The organism is Nonomuraea sp. NPDC004580, from assembly GCF_040609855.1.
Lineage (GTDB): Bacteria > Actinomycetota > Actinomycetes > Streptosporangiales > Streptosporangiaceae > Nonomuraea > Nonomuraea salmonea.
Window position 1 is genome coordinate 1 of record NZ_JBEXLH010000040.1, and the last position, 15,555, is coordinate 15,555.

Below are 15,555 nucleotides of genomic sequence, written 5' to 3' on the forward strand. Positions count from 1 at the left end.
GCGCGGTCCTCGCCCGCACCCGCGAGCTGGGGCTCGGGCCGGCGGCCCTGGCCGCCGCGGCTGCGTACGCTGAACGGGTGACGACACTTGTCCTGGACGGAGGGCTGGCGACCCAGCTCGAGAGCCTCGGCGCCGACCTGCGCGACGAGTTGTGGTCGGCGCGGCTGCTGCTGGAGGAGCCCGAGCTGATCAGGCACGCGCACGCGTGCTACTTCGCGGCGGGCGCCGACGTGGCGACCACGGCCGGCTACCAGGCGACGCTGCCGGGGTTCGAGCGGCGCGGGCTCGGCGCCGGCGAGGCGGAGCGGCTGCTGCGGCTGTCGGTGAAGCTGGCGGCGCAGGCCCGCGACGAGCACGGGCGCGGGCTGGTGGCGGCCTCGGTGGGCCCGTACGGCGCCTATCTGGCCAACGGCGCCGAGTACACCGGCGACTACGACCTCGACGAGGACGGCCTGTACGCCTGGCACCGCCCCCGCTGGGAGATCCTCGCGGCGGCCGGGGCCGACCTGCTGGCCTGCGAGACCATCCCGTCCTATCCGGAGGCGCGGGCGCTGGCCCGGCTGCTGGCCGGCACGCCCGAGGTGAAGGCGTGGGTGGCCTTCTCGTGCCGCGACGGCGAGCGGCTCAACGACGGCACGCCCATCGCGCGGGCGGCGGCCGTGTTCGGCGGCAACCCGCAGGTGGTGGCCGTGGGCGCGAACTGCACGGCGCCGCGCCACATCCCCGGCCTGATCGGCTGCCTGTCGGGCGGGCTGCCCGTGGTCGTCTACCCGAACTCGGGCGAGACGTGGGACGCCGGGCTCCGCCGCTGGACGGGATTGGCCGACCCGGTGGAGTTCGGCCAGGCGGCCAAGGAGTGGCAGCAGGCGGGCGCGTCCCTGATCGGCGGCTGCTGCCGCACGACGCCGGAGTACGTCAGGCAGATCCGCGCCCACCTGTCCTGAGCCACCAGCCGGTGAGCAGGGCGCCGGTCAGCCCGGCGGCGTAGACGGGGTAGGGCATGCCGACGTCGGCGAACGACGGCAGCACTCGCCCCGCCACGTTCACCGCCAGCCCCGCTACGACGCGGCGCCGGGCTCTTCAGCCGGTCAGGCGACCGCGGGGGCGGTGCGGCGGCGGCGCAGGAGCACGTTGTCGAGGGCGAACGCTCCCCCGCCGGTGAAGCCGACCGCCAGGCTGGCCGCGGCCAGCGCCAGGACGAACTCGTAGCCGCCCTCGCCGGCCAGCCCGTTGGCGCCGTGCACGAAGACGATGGCGCCGAGCATGTCGAGGGCCAGCAGCGACCCGGCGACGGGCAGCGCGACGCCGAGGATCAGCGCGAGCCCGCCGAGCACCTCCAGCGCGGCCACGGCGGGCGCGGCGACGCCGGCCAGCGGGATGCCCACCGACTCGAAGAACTTGGTCGTGCCCTCGATGCCCATGGTCGCGAACTTCTGATAGCCGTGCACCAGGAAGATCACCCCGACGGCGACCCTGGCGAGCAGCAGGACGACGGGGCGCCCCTGATCCACCATGCGTGCTCCTTCTCGATGTTCAGATGTGAACGACAACTCTAGCAGTGATGGTTCAAATTCGAACGACAGTACACTGAGTCGGTGACGGACCCCCGATGGCTGGACTCGACGGAGATGGCCGCATGGCGCGCCTTCCTGGCCACCTCCCACCTGCTTGAGCGGCGCATTGAAGAGCAGCTCAAAGCCTCTGCCGGGCTCACCCACCCGCAGTACGAGATCCTCGTGCGGCTCTCCGCCGCCCCCGGCCGCAGGCTGCGCATGACCGAGCTGGCCAGGGGGGTGGTGGTGTCGAAGAGCGCGCTGACGTACCAGGTGACCCAGCTGGAGAAGGCGGGGCTGGTCGAGCGGGAGACGTGCCCGTCGGACGACAGGGGCGTGCTGGCCGTGCTCACCGAGGCGGGCGTGCACTGCCTGGAGCGGGTGGCGCCCGGTCACCTGGAGGTGGTGCGGGCGTACCTCATCGACCGGCTCAGCCGGGAGGAGCTGCAGGCGATGACGAGCGCCATGCGCAGGGCCGAGGAGGCCTTACGCTCCTCCGCGTGAGCGGCCTCCCCCAGCTCCGGCCCTCAACTTCGGCCCTAAGCTCAGCTTCGGTCCTCAGCTTCGGTCCTCAGCTCTTGGCGGCCGCCGCGCGGGCCGCGCGCTCCATCTCGACGCGGGCGCTCGCGGCGTATTTGTCGACGTATTCCTGGCCCGACAGCTCCATGAGCGCGTACATGATCTCGTCGGTCACCGCGCGCAGCACCAGCCGGTCGTCCTCCATGCCGTAGTAGCGGGAGAAGTCGAGCGGCTTGCCGAACCGCACGCCGGGACGGATGCCCAGCTTGGGCAGCGGGCGCCCGGGCGGCATCATCTCGTACGTGTTGATCATCGCCCACGGGATCACCGGCACCCGCGACTCGAGCGCGAGCCGCGCCACGCCGGTCTTGCCCTTGTAGAGGCGGCCGTCGGGCGAGCGGGTGCCCTCGGGGTAGATGCCGAGGATGTTGCCTTCGCGCAGGATGCGCAGCCCGGTGCGCAGCGCGGCCTCACTGGCCTTGCCGCCCGAGCGGTCGATGGGCACGGTGCCGACGCCGCTGAAGAACAGGCGGGTGAAGAAGCCCTTGACGCCGCGGCCGGTGAAGTAGTCGGCCTTGCCGAGCGAGATGACCTTGCGGCGAATCTGCAGCGGGCCGAAGAAGTGGTCGGCGAAGGACAGGTGGTTGCCGGCGAGGATCGCGGGCCCCTGCTTGGGCACGTTTTCCGCGCCCTCGGTCCAGGGCCGGAACACGAGGTGGAGAAACGGCCCCAAGATGGCCTTGACCACCCAGTAGAACACCTGGCACCTCTTCCCTGCTCACGTCGTCGAGATCGGCAGAGTCATCTTCCCACCTAGCGGGCCATGCTCCTACCTCACCTCTCGCACAATTACCCCAGAACGTGCGACGATCGGGCCGTTCCGGCAGAAATTGCCGGAATGAAACAGCACGGAGGAGCTGTTATGCCGCTCATGCCAGGCGCGGAGCCCTACCACCATGATGCAGGCCCGGTGGGCGTGCTGTTGTGCCACGGGTTCACCGGCACGCCGCAGTCGCTGCGGCCGTGGGCCGAATACCTGGCCGGGCACGGGCTCAGCGTTACGCTGCCCCGCCAGCCCGGTCACGGCACCAGGTGGCAGGAGATGAACCGCACCCGCTGGGAGGACTGGTACGCCGAGGTGGAGAAAGCGTTCGCCGATCTCCAGGGCCGTTGCGCGGAGGTGTTCGTGGCGGGGCTGTCGCTGGGCGGCTGCCTCGCGCTGCGACTCGCCGAGGTGCACGGCGCGGCGATCAGGGGCGTGATGGTCGTCAACCCCTCGATCGCGCTCGACGTGCCGCTGCTGAGGCTGGCCCCGCTGCTCAAGTGGTTCGTCGCGTCCGTGCCCGGCGTCGCCAACGACGTCAAGAAGCCCGGCGTGACGGAGCTGGCCTACACGCGCACCCCGGTCAAGGCGGCGGCCTCGCTGCCGGGCCTGTGGTCGCTGGTGCAGGCCGACCTGGCGAAGGTGACACAACCGCTGCTGGTCTTCCACAGCACGGAGGACCACGTGGTGAAGCCGACGAGTGTCGCGATCATCCGCGCGAAGGTCCCGCAGGCCACGATCGAGGAGCTTACCGATAGCTACCATGTTGCGACGCTGGACAACGATGCCGACAGGATCTTTGCCGGGAGCCTCGACTTCATCCGGACACATGCCTCGGTACCCTTGCAGAGGGACTGATCGCACCCAGGGGGAAGTCGCGATCGCTGCGGAGAGGCCTATCTAGGTGACGCCCCAGAGTGACGAGGACGAGGTCTGGCGGCAGATCGTCGCGTCCTTCAACGACACAGCCGAGCGCGATTCGGCCGACCAGCCATGGCCGGACAGCGAAAACCTCCCCGCCGAACCGACCCGCCGGGTGGTCAAGCCGCCCGAGGGCGAGCCGGGCGATGACGACGGCCCGCCGCGCGACGGCGCCGACGACAGCACGGGCGAGGGCTCCGAGTCCGAGGACGAGGAGGAGGGCCACTTCGTGCCTCCGCCGCCGCCTCCGCTGCCCAAGCTCGACCTGGCGACCAAGCTGGCGTGGGTCGCGCTGTTCGGCGGTCCCGCCTATCTCCTGGTGGCGGCCATGGCGAGCTGGCACATGGAGGGGTGGGCGCTGTTCACGGCGGTGGCGGCGTTCATCGGCGGGTTCGTGGCGCTGGTCGTGCGCATGGGCGACGGCCCGCCCAACGACTCGGGCTGGGACGACGGCGCCGTCCTGTGAGCGCTGAGGGGTTGCGGGCCCGGGACTAGGACTTCTGGGTGCTGGTCCTGGGCACGAACGACTCCACCACGTCGGTGTACTGGTCGTCGGGGTCGACCGCGTGACCGACCGCCCACACCGTGCCCTTGCCCGCGAGGTAGGTGACGGCCTGCAGGCGTACGCTGTCGCGGTCCTTCTGGGTGGTGCCGCGGACGATCGTGCAGGAGCCCTTCTCGCAGCGCAGCATGAACGGCACGGCGGCGTGGGCCGGGTCGTAGCCGGTCATCCAGTAGCGGCCCTTGCCGTCGCCGGTGACGCCGTAGAGCCTGGCCTCCGACGAGCCGGGCAGCCGCAGGCGGCTCCAGCGCTTGCCGTTCCAGACCAGCGCGAGCGGCGAGATGTCGCCGGGGCCGCGGTAGACGCCGCCCACGGCCACCGCCCGCTTGGAGCTGTCGACCTGGATGTCGCGCAGGTAGCCACCGGGGACGGAGGGCAGCGTCATCGACTTCCACGAGCCGCCCGAGTAGTGGACGACCAGCGGGCTGGTGCCGGTGTCGCCGACCGCGAACCCGCCGGAGACCGCGTAGAGTGCGCCCTTCTCCTTGGTCTGCTGCACCGTCCAGGTGTTGCCCTGGCCGGTGAGGATGAGACCGTTCTTCTCGCGGCTGCCGACCGCCACGACGCGGCCCGGCTTGGCGTCGATGCCGCCGAGCCAGTCGCCGGCGCGCAGCCCCTGGGGCCTGACCCGGTCGAACCCGGCCGTGTCGCCGTGGGCGAGGTAGGGCAGGCCGTCGTGCCCGTCGCCGACCGCCCAGACGTCGGAGGCCGACGCGGCGGCCAGGCTGCGCAGGCTGCCCGCGGCCGTGGCGTCGCGGATGCCGATCTCGGCCCACCTGCTGCCGTTCCAGTGGCGGATGGTGCCGCGGTTCTTCCAGACGTCCCAGATCTCCTGCTGGCCCACCGCCCAGACGTTGTCGGCGGTGATCGCGAGCACGTCGGACAACGAGCCGTCGGCCTGGAGGCGCACGCTGGTCGACTGCTGCCACGCTTCGGCGGCGGGCCGGGGATCGGCATGCGCGGCGGGCGTGACCTGCGTCAAGGCCACGGACGTCGCCAAGATCAGAGAGAGCGCACGCCGCTGAGAGCGACGGGTCATGAGGGAAATGCTACGGGCTCACGCGCCTGTCTTGCCCGTTAGTGCCCAACTCTCAACTCCGCCACGACCGGGAAATGGTCACTCGCGCCCGCCTGATCGGTGCCGGTGAGCGGCACTCCGCACGACACGACGGCGATCTCGCGGGCGGCGAAGACCGCGTCGATGCGCAGCCGCGGGCGCGGTGACCTGAACGTCGGCCCGCCGCCCGCCGGCGCCTCGGCGTGGCAGTCGGCCAGCCGCGCCGCCAGGCGGCGCCAGGCCGGCTGGTGGTCCTGCTCGTTGAGATCGCCGCCGAGCACGATGGAGGCGTCGTGCCGTGCGGCGGCGTCCTCCATGAGGGCGATGATCTCCTCGACGTGGTAGGCCCGCGCCGCCTCGTCCAGGTCGAGATGGAACGACCCCACCACCAGCCGGCCCCCGTCCCTGATCGGCTCCACGACGGCCAGGGCGAGGGCGCGGCGCTCCAGCCCCCGGAAGGGGCGCAGCGCGTGGTGCTCGGCGTGCAGCACGCGCATGCGCGGCCCGGTGAGCACGGCGACGCCGCCCACCCTGCCCTGGGTGGCGACGGCGAGCCCCGCCGAGGCGGCCAGCGCGCCCCTTCTGGCCCGCCACCGCACGAACCTCGGCGCCTCCTGCACGCACAGCACGTCGGCGCGCAGCGCGACGACGACCGGCGCGAGCGCGGCCGGCCCGGCCCGCATCCCATGCAGGTTGTACGTCCCGACCCGGACGTGCGCCGGGACCGTCACAGGCCACCGGCCTCGGCCCCGCCCGGCGAGGACATGACGAGTCGCCGGGCCTTGGCTCCGGCTGGCGAGGTCATCACGGACCGCAGGGGCTAGCGGCGGCGGGCGAGGTCGGCGGCGCCCACGACGCCGGCCGAGGCGCCCAGCTCGGCCAGGCGGATCTCGGCCAGAGGGCGGTGGCCGCGGCCGGTGAGGCGTTCGGCGAACGCCTGTCTGGCGCGGTCGATGAACAGGTCGGCGGCGCGGGACACGCCGCCGCCGACGATGAAGCAGCCGGGGTCGAGGATGGAGGCGAGGTCGGCCATGCCCTGCCCGAGCCAGTCGGCCAGGTTGGCGAAGGCGGCCAGGGAGACCTCGTCGCCCAGCCTGGCGGCCTCGGTGACCTCTTCGCCCTCGATCTTGCCGCCGGCCAGCCCGAGCAGCGTGGCGGCCCGCTCCGGCTGCGCGTCGGCCAGCTCCCTGGCCTCCTTGACCAGGGCCTGGCCGCTGGCGTACTGCTCCCAGCAGCCGATGTTGCCGCAGCCGCACTCGCGCCCGCCCGGCTGCACCTGCATGTGGCCCAGCTCGGCGCCCATGCCCCAGCGGCCGCGGTAGAGGGCGCCGTCGAAGACGAGCCCGCCGCCGATGCCGGTGCCGAGGGTCAGGCAGACGACGTGGGACTGCCCCCTGCCCGCGCCGAACCTGGTCTCGCCCCATGCCATGGCGTTGGCGTCGTTCTCGATGACGACCGGCAGGCCGACGAGGCCGCTGATCTTCTTCTGCAGCGGCTCCTCGCGCCAGGCGAGGTTGGGCGCGAAGCGGATGACGGACCGGCTCTCGTCGACGAAGCCGGCCGCGCCGACCCCGACCGCCTCGACGTCCCGGCCCTCGGACAGCTCGCGAACGACGTCGGCCACCGTCTCCGCCACCTTGTCGGGGCGGTCGGCGGCGGTGGGCCTCAGCGTGTGTTCGACGATCTCGCCGTTGTCGTCGACCACACCGGCGGCCACCTTCGTCCCGCCGATGTCGACACCGATCGTGAGCATTGCCGCGTGTCTCCCTATCCCAGATCTATGTGCTGAACGTTGTCGCGATTGTCGCGGTCCTCGCGCTGTGTGTCGCGCCGGTCACGGGGCCCGCGGGGGGCGGGCTTGCTCAGCGCGTCGAGCGCGCCGCGGAAGGCGGCGAACAGCTCACCGCCGGCGGCCACCAGGTGGCCGGTCACGTCGCCGCCCGACTCGCGCTGCGCCGCGATCGCCCGGCACACCGGGCAGGCCCGGCAGATGTACTCGTCGTGGGGCTCGGAGACGGCCTCCTCCCACACGTCGCGCTCCCTGCGGGAGCGGCCGCCGACCGCGCCGGACAGCGAGCCGGTGAAGGAGTCGAACACGCTCTTGCCGACCTGGCGGGTCGCCCGGCCCTGAAGCGAGTCGAACAGCTTGCGCGCCTCGTCGGCCACCGTGCCGATCGGGTCACGGTCGGCCTGGCCGGGGGTCTCTCGCCCGGTCTCCCTTTGGGCGTCTCTATGGGTGTCTCTGCCGTTCCTGTCACTGTTCTCGCTCATCCTGGTCCTCCAAGCTCGTGGGGTCGCTCATCCATTCAACTCATCAGGTCGCGGATTCGCTCCCTCGGCGGACCACGTGACGCGGAGCACACCGTCGCGCAGCGCCGCTCCGCTGATCTCCCTGCGGGCCAGCGCCGCGGGAAGGGCCAGGATCCTGCGGTAAGGGCCCGCCGTGACGATCAGCTCGTCACCCTTGCGGGCCAGGTCGACGTTCTCCCGGTCGGCGCCGGGCAGGGCCAGCTCCAGCTCGTCGGCGCTCATGCGCAGCGGCGGGCGTACGGAGTGGGCGGCGAACGGGTCGGCGTCGCCGTACATGGCGGCGCCCACCTCGGCCAGCGCGTCCTTGCCGACGGGCTCGGCGGGCAGGTAGGGCACGACGTGGACGGGCAGCGGCGCGAACGACTGCTCGGCCTCGGCCAGCAGCCTCGACTGGGCCTCCACCCATCCATTGCGCCACTCGTCGGCGCCGTCGCCGTCCGGGAAAACGCGGTTGGCGATGACGGCGTCGACGCGGTAGCCGTACAGGCTGAGAGAGGTCAGGGTGCGCCTGGCCTCGGCCAGCACCACCGACTCGGGGGTGAGCACGAGCCGCACGGAGGCGTGGTCGCCGGTGAGCAGCTCGCGCACCTCCATCAGGCCGCGGTGGAAGCGCTCGCCCGCGTTCATGACGTCGTCGCCCGGCGCGCTGACGCGGGCCACGCCGCGGACGAACGGCGAGACCAGCTTCAGCACCCGGCGTCCGACCGGCATGAGCCGGTTGACGTGCCAGTCGAGCGCCTCGGGCAGCGCCAGCAGCCGCAGCGTCTCGGCGGTGGGCGCGCAGTCGACGACGATGACGTTCCAGCAGCCGTCGCGGGCGTGGCGGCGCAGCTCCAGCAGGGCGATGAGCTCTTCCGCGCCCGGCAGGACGGTGATCTCCTCGGAGGTGATCTCGTCGAGGCCCAGCTCGGCCAGCACGCCCCGTGCGTAGTCGCGCAGCTCGCCCCAGTGGCGTTCCATCGACTTCTGCGTGTCCACCTGGTGCAGGTGCAGGCCGGGCGCGATCTCGCCGGGCTCGGCGGCGAGCGCGTCGGCCAGCGAGTGGGCCGTGTCGGTGGACACGATCAGCGTCTTCAGCCCGCGGCGGGCGGCCAGCGTGGCCGTCGCGGCAGCGGCCGTCGTCTTGCCCACCCCGCCCTTGCCGGTGAAGAGCAGAACCCGCAGGTGCACCTCAGCGGCCTTCGACGCGCTTCTTGAGGCCCTTGAGCGCGGTGTCCACGATGACCTTCTCGGCCTTGCGCCTGATCATGCCGATCATGGGGACGCTGAGGTCGACCGTCAGCTCGTACGTCACGTCGGTGCCACTGCCCGACTCGGAGAGCCGGTAACTTCCGCGCAGGTCGGAGACCATCTTGCCGGGCTCGACCACCTGCCAGCTCACGCCCTCGTCGCCCTGCCAGGTGTAGCCGAGCGTGTAGGTGTCGCTGATCGGCCCGGCGTCGAGCGTGAACCGCACGGTGCTCGGCCGGCCGGCATCGTCGCTGGTCAGGACCTCGGCGCTCGTGACCTGGCCGGCCCATTGGGGGTAGCTGGGGAAGTCGGCGATGACCGCCATGACGTCGGCGCGCCCGGCGCCGATCGTGGTGCTCGAAGTGGTCCGATCAGCCATGGCGACCACGTTAGTGCACAATCCGCCGGTGGCGGCGTAAGGGCCCAGATCACCATTCGAGGACGTACGGGACGCCCCTGCTGCGGAAGTGGCCCACGTTCACGCACTCGGTGCGGCCCACGCGGGCGCGCGCGTGGAGGGGATTGTGGACGTGGCCGAAGAGGGCGTAGCGGGGCTGGGTGCGCCTGATCGCCTCCAGCGTGGCCTCGCTGCCGCGCTCGAACCGCCTGGCCACCACGTCGTAGAGCAGCTCAGGCAGGGCGGGCGGAATGTGGCAGCACAGGACGTCGACCTCGCCGACGGCCTCGACCTTGGCGGCGTACTCTTCGTCGCTGATCTCGTGCGGCGTGCGGTATGGGGTCTGCAGCCCGCCGCCGACGAACCCGAACCGCAGCCCGCCGATCTCCGCCACCTGCCCGTCGAGCACCTGGTGGCCCGGCCTGACGTAGTCGGACCACAGGCGCGGCAGGTCGACGTTGCCGTAGGTGAGGTAGGCGGGGGTGGGCATGGCGGCGAACAGGGCGGCGTACTGGGCGCGGACGTTGCGCTCGATGTGCTCGCGCGGGTCGCCGTCGAGCGTCGCCCACAGCCGCGCCGACATGGCCCTGGCCTCGTCGAAGCGCTTGGCCGTGCGCAGCGCGATGAACCGCGCCGCGTTGTCGGCGCCGAACAGGTCGGCGAAGATGCCCTGGGCGTGGTCGTCGTAGTCGACGAACAGGATGAGGTCGCCGAGGCAGATCAGCGCGTCGGCGCCGTCACCCGCCCTGGCGAGCGCGTCCGCCCTGCCGTGGACGTCGCTGACGACGTGGACCCTCATGGGGCAGATCCTATGCGGTGTCTCCTCGGGGCCCGCGCCGCACCGCAGGACGGCCTTCGGCTTGCTAGCGTGTGAAACGCCCTTCATAACGCCTCAATGACGGAGCTACCGGCGCGTAACTTCAGGCGGTAACGTCCAGGCGGAGCCCGAAGAGGAGTTGAGTTCGTGCGCGAGTACAGCGTCCCCGTCCTGGTCGATGTGCCTGCCTCCGCCGGCCTGGCCGACACCGTCTTCCGGCGCGCGGAGCAGGAGCCGGGCGCCGTGGTGATGCGGCGCAAGGCCGAGTCGGGCTGGCCGGTGGTGACTGCGGCCGAGTTCCGCGACCAGGTGGTCGAGGTGGCCAAGGGCCTGATCGCGGCCGGCGTCGAGCACGGCGACCGGGTCGCGCTCATGTCGCGCACCCGCTACGAGTGGACGCTCGTCGACTACGCCATCTGGACGATCGGCGCCGTCACCGTGCCCGTCTACGAGACCTCCTCCGTCGAGCAGATCAGGTGGATCATCGCCGACAGCGCGGCCAAGGCGGCGTTCGTCGAGCTCGACGGGCACGAGCAGGCCGTCAAGGAGGCCGCGCCCGAGCTCAAGGCGCTGTGGCGGGTGGACGGCACGCTGGAGACCGGCGGCGTCACCGACGCCGACGTCGAGGCGCGCAGGAAGCAGGTCACCTCCGCCGACCTCGCCACCGTCGTCTACACCTCGGGCACCACCGGGCGGCCCAAGGGCTGCCGCATCACCCACGACAACCTGCTGTTCACCGCACTCAACGTGCTGCGCGGGCCGCTGGAGCCGATGTTCGCCCGCAAGGAGCCGGCCGCGCTGCTGTTCCTGCCGCTGGCGCACATCTTCGCCCGGATGATCCAGGTGGTGCTCATCGAGGCGGGCGCGATCATGGCGCACACGCCCAACATGAAGAACGTCGCCCCCGACCTGCAGGACTTCCAGCCGACGTTCCTGCTGGGCGTGCCGCGCGTGTTCGAGAAGGTCTACAACGCCGCCGAGCAGAAGGCGATCTCCGGCGGCAAGGGCAAGATCTTCGCCCGGGCCGCCGACGTCGCGGTGGCCTGGAGCAAGGCGGAGAGCTCGGGCGGCGCGCCGCTCGGGCTGCGGCTGCAGCGGGCGGTGTTCGACAAGCTGGTCTACGCGAAGCTGCGCGCGGCCACCGGCGGGCGGCTGTCCGCCGCGGTCAGCGGCGGCTCCGCGCTCGGCGACCGGCTCGGCCACTTCTTCCGCGGCGTCGGCATCGAGGTCTTCGAGGGGTACGGCCTCACCGAGACCTCCGCGCCCGTCTCGGTCAACATGCCGGGCGGCAACAAGATCGGCACGGTCGGCAAGCCGCTGCCCGGCGTCACGCTGCGCATCGACGACAACGGCGAGATCCTCGCCAAGGGCCGCAACGTCTTCCATGGCTACTGGAAGAACGAGGAGGCCACGGCCGAGGTGGTCGACGCCGACGGCTGGTTCCACACCGGCGACGTGGGCGAGCTCGACGCCGACGGCTACCTGCGCATCACCGGGCGGATGAAGGAGATCCTGGTGACGGCGGCGGGCAAGAACGTCGCGCCCGGCCCCCTTGAGGACGCGCTGCGCGCGCACCCGCTGGTCTCCCAGGCCATGATCATCGGTGACGGGCGGCCGTTCGTCGCCGCCCTGATCACCCTCGACCCCGAGGCCCTGCCGGCAGGCGCCACCGTCGCCGGCCTCAAGTCCGACCCCGAGGTGCTGGCGCAGATCCAGGGGGCCGTCGACCGGGCCAACGCGATGGTGTCGAAGGCCGAGCAGATCAAGAAGTTCGTCGTCCTCGACGCGGACATCACGGAGGAGAGCGGCCACCTCACGCCGACCCTCAAGGTCAAGCGCAACCTGGTGATGCGCGACTTCGCCGACGAGATCGACGCGATCTACGACTCCCGATCGTAGGTTCGTCAGCCGAGTGCCTCGCCGACGCCTTCCACGTCGCCGGGGCCGCCCTCTATGGCGACCTCCTCCGACGTGCCGGTGGCGGGGTCGTGGACGATCACGGTCAGCGGCGGGGTGCCCCTGGGGCGAAGACCAGCTTGGAGCCGTAGAAGGCGACCGGCCAGTTGCCGCCGGGCAGCGTCGGGACGACCTGGTCGCGTTCGCCCTCCTCGTCGTCCGGCACCAGCACCACCGCCGAGTCGCCCCACGCCACGGCCGCCCCGTAGGCGCACTCCTGCGATGCTCCGTCGAACTTCAGTGCCTGATAGCGCTCCGCCCGTACCTCGTCGATCAGGGTGACGGAGCCCGTGTGGCCCGCTCCCCCGCGCCCGAACTGCCGGCCCCCGTTGACAGTCCGAAAAGGGGCCTTTTCGATGAAGGAAAGTGCGCGAAGTCGGGGGAATCCGGCAAGGAGGCACCCACATGGACCAACCATCGCCGATCTCCCGCCGCAACCTCATCTTGGGAGCCGCCGCCTTCGGCGTCCCCGCCGTCCTCGCCGGCTGCGGCTCGGACGCCCCGCCGCCCGCCGGTCAGGGCGGCGGACGGGGCACGGTCACCATCGGCTCGAACGCCTCCGACGAGATCCCCAAGAAGACGCTGGACACCGTGGTCAAGGGCTTCACCCAGGCCACGACCAGGATCAACACCGTCGACCACAACACCTTCCAGGAGAACATCAACCGCTACCTGCGCGGCACCCCCGAGGACGTGTTCACCTGGTTCGCCGGTTACCGGATGCAGTTCTTCGCCGAGCAGGGCCTGGCGGTGGACATCTCGGACGTGTGGCAGGAGATCGGCGGCGACTACACGCAGGCGTTCAAGGACCAGTCGACGGGCGTGGACGGCAAGCAGTACTTCGTCCCGTTCACCTACTATCCGTGGGCGGTGTTCTATCGCAAGAGCCTGTGGCAGGAGCGGGGCTACGAGCCGCCCGCGACGCTGGACGAGTTCACCGCGCTGGCCAGGAAGATGAAGGCGGACGGCATCGTGCCGATCGCGTTCGCCGACAAGGACGGCTGGCCGGCGATGGGCACGTTCGACATCCTCAACATGCGGATCAACGGCTACGACTTCCACATCTCGCTCATGGCGGGCAAGGAGTCGTGGACGGATCCCCGGGTCAAGCAGGTGTTCGACACCTGGCGGGGGCTGATGGAGTTCCACCAGCCGGCCGCTCTGGGCCGTACGTGGCAGGAGGCCGGGCAGTCGCTGGCGCAGAAGAAGACCGGGATGTACCTGCTCGGGATGTTCGTCGCCCAGCAGTTCCCCGAGGCCGACCGGGACGACCTGGACTTCTTCACCTTCCCAGAGATCAACCCGGCGTACGGCACCGACTCGATCGACGCCCCCATCGACGGCTACATGATCTCCGCCAAGGCGAAGAACGTGGAGGGCGCGAAGGCCCTGATCAAGCACTTCGCGCAGGCGTCCTCCCAGAACATCGCCACGAAGCTGGATCCCGGCACGCTGGCCGCCAGCTCCAAGGCCGACACCTCCGGCTACAGCGCGCTGCAGAAGCGCGGCGCCGAGCTGGTGTCGAAGGCCACGCACATCGCGCAGTTCCTCGACCGCGACACCAGGCCCGACTTCGCCTCGACCGTGATGATCCCGTCGTTACAGACGTTCGTCGGCAAACCTGACGAGATCGACCCCTTGCTGGCCGGCATCGAGAAGCAGAAGGCGAACATCTTCCGCTGATGGCCGCCACAACCCGTCGCTACTCCGCCCGCGACGTGGCCATCCTGGTCATCGGGCTGGGGGTGGCCATCGTCGTCAACGTGGGCCTCGTCTGGGGGCCCACGCTGGCCTCCGTCTGGCTCTCCGGCACGAGCTGGAACGGCATCGGGCCCATCGAGTGGGTGGGCGGGGAAAACTACCACGACCTGGCGGCGGAGTATCCGCCGTTCTGGTCGGCGGTCCGCAACAACGTGCTGTGGCTGGGCTTTCTGGGGCTGGTGGCGACGCCGTTCGGGCTGTTCTGCGCGGTGCTGCTGGACCGGCGGCTGCGGCTGTCGCGCTTCTACCAGAGCGCCCTCTACATGCCGGTCGTGCTCTCGCTGGCGGTGGTGGGCTTCATCGCGCAGCTCGTCTACTCCTCCGACTACGGCGTGCTGAACGCGGTGACCGGGCTCAGCGTGGACTGGCTGGGCGACCGCGCGGTCAACATCTGGGTCGTCATGGTGGCGGCGGCGTGGCGGCACGTCGGCTACGTCATGATCATTTACCTGGCCGGGCTCAAGGCGGTCGATCCCGCGCTGAAGGAGGCCGCGGCCATCGACGGGGCGAACGAGCGGCAGGCGTTCTTCCGGGTGGTGTTCCCGACGTTGCGCCCGGTCAACGTGATCGTGCTGGTGATCACGGTCATCGAGGCGCTGCGGGCCTTCGACATCGTCTACGCCATCAACAAGGGCAGGAACGGGCTGGAGCTGCTGTCGGTGCTGGTCACCGAGAACATCGTGGGCGAGGCCAGCAGGATCGGGTTCGGCTCGGCGATCGCGGTGATCCTGCTGGTGATCTCGCTGGGGTTCATCGTCACGTACCTGTCGCAGCTGTTCAGGGAGGAGCGATGAGGTGGCGGCCGCTGCGGGTGCTGCTGCACGCCTTCCTCGCGCTGGTGGCCCTGGGGTGGCTGCTGCCGCTGGTGCTCGCCGTGTACGCCTCGCTGCGCCCGTACGAGGAGACCGCCCGCCTCGGCTACTTCTCGCTGCCGGAGAGCCTGACGCTCACCTACTACGCCGAGGCGTGGACGCAGGCCGAGCTGCCCCGCTACTACCTCAACACGCTGTACATCGTGGTGCCCGGCGTGCTGGTGACGCTGCTGATGGCCTCCTTCACGGCGTTCGCGATCGCCCGGCTGCGCATCCCGGGGCGCAGGACGCTGCTGATCGTCTTCACCGCGGGCAACCTGCTGCCGCCGCAGGTGCTCATCACCCCGCTCTACACCCTCTACACGCTGGTCCCGCTGCCCGCGTGGCTGTCGGACTCGCAGTCGCTCTACGACTCCTACCTGGGGCTGGTCCTCATCCACGTGGCGTTCCAGTTCGGCTTCTGCGTCTTCGTGCTGGCCAACTTCATGCGCACGATCCCCGAGGAGATCTCCGAGGCGGCGCTGGTGGACGGCGCCGGGGTGTGGCGGCGCTACTGGACGCTGACGCTGCCGCTGTGCCGGCCCGCGCTGGCGGCGCTCGGCACCCTGCAGTTCACCTGGATGTACAACGACTTCCTGTGGGCGCTGGTGCTGATGTCGTCGGGCGACAAGCTGCCGGTCACCTCGGCGCTGAACAACCTGCGCGGCCAGTTCTTCACCGACTACAACCTGCTGGCCGCCGGGTCGATACTGGTGGCGCTGCCGACGCTGATCGTCTTCCAGCTCCTGCACAAGCAGTTCGTGGCCGGGCTCACGCTGGGCTCGACGAAGGGGTGAG

General features: G+C 71.0%; 19 protein-coding genes. 8 read left to right on the forward strand and 11 right to left on the reverse strand.

Going from position 1 to position 15,555, the window contains the following annotated elements; translation table 11 throughout:
• Nucleotides 1–77 precede the first annotated feature (77 nt).
• Nucleotides 78–944: a homocysteine S-methyltransferase gene (gene mmuM / locus ABZW11_RS31350; protein ID WP_355425064.1), complete on the forward strand. Its 867-nt coding sequence runs from the start codon at nucleotides 78–80 to the stop codon at nucleotides 942–944.
• Here the strand turns inward: mmuM and ABZW11_RS31355 are convergent.
• Together ABZW11_RS31355 and ABZW11_RS31360 are read right to left on the reverse strand one after the other, a co-directional pair.
• Nucleotides 916–1,047 carry a hypothetical protein gene (locus tag ABZW11_RS31355; RefSeq protein WP_355424852.1) on the reverse strand — a complete coding sequence of 44 codons (132 nt, stop codon included), beginning with the start codon at nucleotides 1,045–1,047 and terminating at the stop codon, nucleotides 916–918. The genes mmuM and ABZW11_RS31355 overlap by 29 nt on opposite strands.
• Before the next feature lie 41 nt (nucleotides 1,048–1,088).
• Nucleotides 1,089–1,514 (reverse strand): DoxX family protein, encoded by a 426-nt coding sequence (locus ABZW11_RS31360; protein ID WP_355424855.1) that lies wholly within the window; start codon nucleotides 1,512–1,514, stop codon nucleotides 1,089–1,091.
• A gap of 81 nt (nucleotides 1,515–1,595) precedes the next feature.
• On the opposite strand from ABZW11_RS31360, the gene ABZW11_RS31365 reads away from it, so the two are divergent.
• Nucleotides 1,596–2,057, forward strand: a complete 462-nt coding sequence (locus ABZW11_RS31365; RefSeq protein WP_355424858.1) for a MarR family transcriptional regulator — start codon at nucleotides 1,596–1,598, stop codon at nucleotides 2,055–2,057.
• A gap of 67 nt (nucleotides 2,058–2,124) precedes the next feature.
• Here the strand turns inward: ABZW11_RS31365 and ABZW11_RS31370 are convergent, their stop codons facing one another.
• The gene (locus tag ABZW11_RS31370) at nucleotides 2,125–2,832 is read right to left on the reverse strand and encodes a lysophospholipid acyltransferase family protein (RefSeq protein ID WP_355424861.1); all 708 of its coding nucleotides are present in this window, start codon (nucleotides 2,830–2,832) and stop codon (nucleotides 2,125–2,127) included.
• Nucleotides 2,833–2,994: 162 nt separating this feature from the next.
• On the opposite strand from ABZW11_RS31370, the gene ABZW11_RS31375 reads away from it, so the two are divergent.
• Both ABZW11_RS31375 and ABZW11_RS31380 read left to right on the forward strand, forming a co-directional pair.
• A complete protein-coding gene (locus tag ABZW11_RS31375) occupies nucleotides 2,995–3,753 on the forward strand; it encodes an alpha/beta fold hydrolase (protein WP_355424864.1) in 759 nt (252 codons plus the stop codon).
• 46 nt (nucleotides 3,754–3,799) lie between these two features.
• Nucleotides 3,800–4,282, forward strand: coding sequence for a hypothetical protein (locus ABZW11_RS31380; RefSeq protein ID WP_355424866.1), 483 nt, complete (start codon nucleotides 3,800–3,802; stop codon nucleotides 4,280–4,282).
• A 25-nt stretch (nucleotides 4,283–4,307) separates the two neighbouring features.
• Here the strand turns inward: ABZW11_RS31380 and ABZW11_RS31385 are convergent, their stop codons facing one another.
• The 7 genes from ABZW11_RS31385 to ABZW11_RS31415 form a co-directional block, all read right to left on the reverse strand.
• The gene (locus ABZW11_RS31385; RefSeq protein ID WP_355424869.1) at nucleotides 4,308–5,366 is read right to left on the reverse strand and encodes a hypothetical protein; all 1,059 of its coding nucleotides are present in this window, start codon (nucleotides 5,364–5,366) and stop codon (nucleotides 4,308–4,310) included.
• An 89-nt stretch (nucleotides 5,367–5,455) separates the two neighbouring features.
• On the reverse strand, nucleotides 5,456–6,166 hold the full coding sequence (locus ABZW11_RS31390; protein ID WP_355424872.1) for an endonuclease/exonuclease/phosphatase family protein: 711 nt from the start codon (nucleotides 6,164–6,166) through the stop codon (nucleotides 5,456–5,458).
• A gap of 89 nt (nucleotides 6,167–6,255) precedes the next feature.
• Nucleotides 6,256–7,188 (reverse strand): ROK family glucokinase, encoded by a 933-nt coding sequence (locus tag ABZW11_RS31395; protein WP_355424875.1) that lies wholly within the window; start codon nucleotides 7,186–7,188, stop codon nucleotides 6,256–6,258.
• 14 nt (nucleotides 7,189–7,202) lie between these two features.
• The gene (locus tag ABZW11_RS31400) at nucleotides 7,203–7,706 is read right to left on the reverse strand and encodes a hypothetical protein (RefSeq protein ID WP_355424877.1); all 504 of its coding nucleotides are present in this window, start codon (nucleotides 7,704–7,706) and stop codon (nucleotides 7,203–7,205) included.
• Between the two features lie 27 nt (nucleotides 7,707–7,733).
• Nucleotides 7,734–8,915, reverse strand: a complete 1,182-nt coding sequence (locus ABZW11_RS31405; protein WP_355424880.1) for an ArsA family ATPase — start codon at nucleotides 8,913–8,915, stop codon at nucleotides 7,734–7,736.
• Between the two features lies 1 nt (nucleotide 8,916).
• A complete protein-coding gene (locus tag ABZW11_RS31410) occupies nucleotides 8,917–9,354 on the reverse strand; it encodes an SRPBCC family protein (protein WP_355424883.1) in 438 nt (145 codons plus the stop codon).
• Nucleotides 9,355–9,403: 49 nt separating this feature from the next.
• On the reverse strand, nucleotides 9,404–10,171 hold the full coding sequence (locus tag ABZW11_RS31415; RefSeq protein WP_355424886.1) for a metallophosphoesterase: 768 nt from the start codon (nucleotides 10,169–10,171) through the stop codon (nucleotides 9,404–9,406).
• A 165-nt stretch (nucleotides 10,172–10,336) separates the two neighbouring features.
• On the opposite strand from ABZW11_RS31415, the gene ABZW11_RS31420 reads away from it, so the two are divergent.
• On the forward strand, nucleotides 10,337–12,088 hold the full coding sequence (locus ABZW11_RS31420) for an AMP-dependent synthetase/ligase (RefSeq protein WP_355424889.1): 1,752 nt from the start codon (nucleotides 10,337–10,339) through the stop codon (nucleotides 12,086–12,088).
• 103 nt (nucleotides 12,089–12,191) lie between these two features.
• On the opposite strand, the gene ABZW11_RS31425 is transcribed toward ABZW11_RS31420, so the two are convergent.
• The gene (locus ABZW11_RS31425; protein WP_355424892.1) at nucleotides 12,192–12,341 is read right to left on the reverse strand and encodes a hypothetical protein; all 150 of its coding nucleotides are present in this window, start codon (nucleotides 12,339–12,341) and stop codon (nucleotides 12,192–12,194) included.
• A 209-nt stretch (nucleotides 12,342–12,550) separates the two neighbouring features.
• Here ABZW11_RS31425 and ABZW11_RS31430 point away from each other — a divergent pair, with 209 nt between their 5' ends.
• The 3 genes from ABZW11_RS31430 to ABZW11_RS31440 are packed head-to-tail and all read left to right on the forward strand — an operon-like array spanning nucleotide 12,551 to nucleotide 15,554.
• Nucleotides 12,551–13,828: an ABC transporter substrate-binding protein gene (locus ABZW11_RS31430; RefSeq protein ID WP_355424895.1), complete on the forward strand. Its 1,278-nt coding sequence runs from the start codon at nucleotides 12,551–12,553 to the stop codon at nucleotides 13,826–13,828.
• Nucleotides 13,828–14,700 carry a sugar ABC transporter permease gene (locus ABZW11_RS31435; RefSeq protein ID WP_355424898.1) on the forward strand — a complete coding sequence of 291 codons (873 nt, stop codon included), beginning with the start codon at nucleotides 13,828–13,830 and terminating at the stop codon, nucleotides 14,698–14,700. Before ABZW11_RS31430 ends, ABZW11_RS31435 begins: the two co-directional genes overlap by 1 nt.
• A complete protein-coding gene (locus tag ABZW11_RS31440; RefSeq protein ID WP_355424901.1) occupies nucleotides 14,697–15,554 on the forward strand; it encodes a carbohydrate ABC transporter permease in 858 nt (285 codons plus the stop codon). The genes ABZW11_RS31435 and ABZW11_RS31440 overlap by 4 nt, the downstream gene beginning before the upstream one ends.
• Nucleotide 15,555: the final 1 nt, after the last annotated feature.

What these genes read in the sequence shown, in the direction of transcription:
- ABZW11_RS31360 (WP_355424855.1), bottom strand. Translation starts at nt 1,514, where the DNA reads ATGGTGGATCAGGGGCGCCCCGTCGTCCTGCTGCTCGCCAGGGTCGCC.
- ABZW11_RS31375 (WP_355424864.1), top strand. Translation starts at nt 2,995, where the DNA reads ATGCCGCTCATGCCAGGCGCGGAGCCCTACCACCATGATGCAGGCCCG.
- ABZW11_RS31395 (WP_355424875.1), bottom strand. Translation starts at nt 7,188, where the DNA reads ATGCTCACGATCGGTGTCGACATCGGCGGGACGAAGGTGGCCGCCGGT.
- ABZW11_RS31400 (WP_355424877.1), bottom strand. Translation starts at nt 7,706, where the DNA reads ATGAGCGAGAACAGTGACAGGAACGGCAGAGACACCCATAGAGACGCC.
- ABZW11_RS31410 (WP_355424883.1), bottom strand. Translation starts at nt 9,354, where the DNA reads ATGGCTGATCGGACCACTTCGAGCACCACGATCGGCGCCGGGCGCGCC.
- ABZW11_RS31415 (WP_355424886.1), bottom strand. Translation starts at nt 10,171, where the DNA reads ATGAGGGTCCACGTCGTCAGCGACGTCCACGGCAGGGCGGACGCGCTC.
- ABZW11_RS31430 (WP_355424895.1), top strand. Translation starts at nt 12,551, where the DNA reads ATGGACCAACCATCGCCGATCTCCCGCCGCAACCTCATCTTGGGAGCC.
- ABZW11_RS31435 (WP_355424898.1), top strand. Translation starts at nt 13,828, where the DNA reads ATGGCCGCCACAACCCGTCGCTACTCCGCCCGCGACGTGGCCATCCTG.
- ABZW11_RS31440 (WP_355424901.1), top strand. Translation starts at nt 14,697, where the DNA reads ATGAGGTGGCGGCCGCTGCGGGTGCTGCTGCACGCCTTCCTCGCGCTG.